General features: G+C 36.3%; 2 protein-coding genes. Both read right to left on the reverse strand.

Annotation, left to right across the window (positions count from 1 at the left end):
• Positions 1 to 340 precede the first annotated feature (340 nt).
• Positions 341 to 1213: an IS3 family transposase gene (locus ACKI3H_RS03315; RefSeq protein ID WP_407370866.1), complete on the reverse strand. Its 873-nt coding sequence runs from the start codon at positions 1211 to 1213 to the stop codon at positions 341 to 343.
• Complete coding sequence (locus tag ACKI3H_RS03320; RefSeq protein WP_407370865.1) at positions 1189 to 1554, reverse strand: hypothetical protein; 366 nt, start codon at positions 1552 to 1554, stop codon at positions 1189 to 1191. Before ACKI3H_RS03320 ends, ACKI3H_RS03315 begins: the two co-directional genes overlap by 25 nt.
• Between the last annotated feature and the right edge of the window lie 477 nt (positions 1555 to 2031).

A 2031-nucleotide genomic window follows, 5' to 3' on the forward strand; every position in this document is an offset into this window, starting at 1 on the left:
CTTAAACTAAATTATAACTAATAACTAAAAGCCGCCGAAAAGAAAACACGAAGAGAAAAACTAACAAAAAGAGAAGCAAAAAGAAAAGCCTTCACTATAGTAATGCGCTTTTTTGTCAAAAAATCACCCACCCTAAAAAAAAATTTTTTAAGTTTTTTCCAGATGGGGGGGTGGAAAAAACAAATTTTTTCGCATTACTGCACTAGTCAACAAATTTTAGACATCAAAATATAAAAATTATTCAGTTACCCCGTAAAGTTGTACAAGACTTACATTACATTTGACAATGCTCCGATAAATGCTAGACAACTATCTCCGGCGGTATAAAATCATGAACAGATTATGCAGCATATTTTTCGCGGTATTGCCTTGGAGTAAGATAATTAAGAGCATATGAGGGTCGTTCTTCATTGAAAAACTTGATGTAAGCATCAATCTCTTCCTGTACTGGACGCTCGCCTGTGATATGGAAATCCATTAATAATTCAGCCTTGATCCATCCATTGATAGATTCCATTGCACTGTTATCAGTAGGTGTACCTGCTCTTGACATCGATCGTTTTACATACATTGGGAGCAAATCATTGAATGCTTTTGAAGCATAGACAGAGCCTTGATCAGAATGAAGAATCATCTGGTATTCTGGATGTTGCTTCTTTATCTCAAGAAGGTCTTTCAAACCACTTATATAGGTCATCCGATCACCACGCTTAGAGGAGAGCGAGTAACTTAGAATCTCGTTATTCCAAAGATCCATATATAAGGTGAGTTCATAATAGATACCTTTTACCCAAAATGCCGTCATATCGCTGACAATGCACTGAAGTGGTCCGCTAATCTGTATTTCTGACATAAGAAGATTTGGAAATATCCTAAACGGAGCACCTGGCTTCTTGTATTTATAATGCTTAGATTTACTTTTTATACCGGCAGTCTTACAGCATTTGTGTGCATAAGGGTCAGACATTTCAATTTTTTTATCCAAACGTATTTTGGCATTCAGCCAGCGGTATCCATGAGACGGATATTTCAAATGGTACTCTATAAACAACTGAATATTTTCAAGCAATGTCTTTGTTCTTGGAGCCGGATTGCTTAGCATCTTCTTCCAATAATAAAAGCTGCTCCGATTAACACCCATGGTCTCACATAGAAGATTAACCGGAAACTCCCCTGAAAGTTCAAGAATTACTTGGTATTCTCGCTGCTGTATTGAATTACCGAACCATCCCCCTTCACTTCGTAACCTTTTTTTAGTCTTGCTTCTGTAATACGGGCTTGAACCAGTGCTTGAATTAATTCTTCTTTTGTCATAGATTCATATTCTTCAAGATTGTGATGTTGTACTTTCATTGAAGAAGATGTTGTTTTTATAGTTGAGCCCTTTCTTACTTCGTTTTTAGGTGGAAGATTATTGGTGTCTCTGTACAGCCGCATATAGGTACGTGCTGTGTTATCGTTTATATCATACTCCTGGGCAGCTTGGAACCTAGTTAGTTCGCCTTCATAAATACGACGACCAATTTCTAAGCGTTGTTCTAGCGTATATTTCATGGTAAACCTCCTGTTGAATAGATAATCAATTAAGACCAGATATGAGGTTTCTCTGTTTTAATTTTAACTCATCCGTGTCTAAAAGTTGACCCCTCTGTGTCCAAAATTAGTTTACCACTGCACTTTTGCCCTCTCTTTTTATTTTTTATTATTAAAATTTATAATAAGATGTATCTAAATTTGCTATAATCAGGAACAGGTAAAGAAGTTACTGAATATTTAAAATTGTGATAGAATAAAACTAATGCTAATTATTTCTATTAAGATTAGCATTATGCAGTTTTGGATGGCACGCGAAACTCGGCAAGCTAGGCTATGAAGAAATTGCGAAAATCAATGTTTTTGGAGGGTGTTTGTATGAACAAAAAAATGTTAGCAACCGCTGTTATGGCTGCGATTGCAAGTGTTGGCTTCGTAGTGAGTGCTAGCGCTGAAACCATGTCTACTGATGTTTCTCCCGTTATTGTTGAGGATCAA

Source organism: Carnobacterium sp. (assembly GCF_045617425.1).
Taxonomy (GTDB): domain Bacteria; phylum Bacillota; class Bacilli; order Lactobacillales; family Carnobacteriaceae; genus Carnobacterium_B.

What these genes read in the sequence shown, in the direction of transcription:
- ACKI3H_RS03320 (WP_407370865.1), bottom strand. Translation starts at nt 1,554, where the DNA reads ATGAAATATACGCTAGAACAACGCTTAGAAATTGGTCGTCGTATTTAT.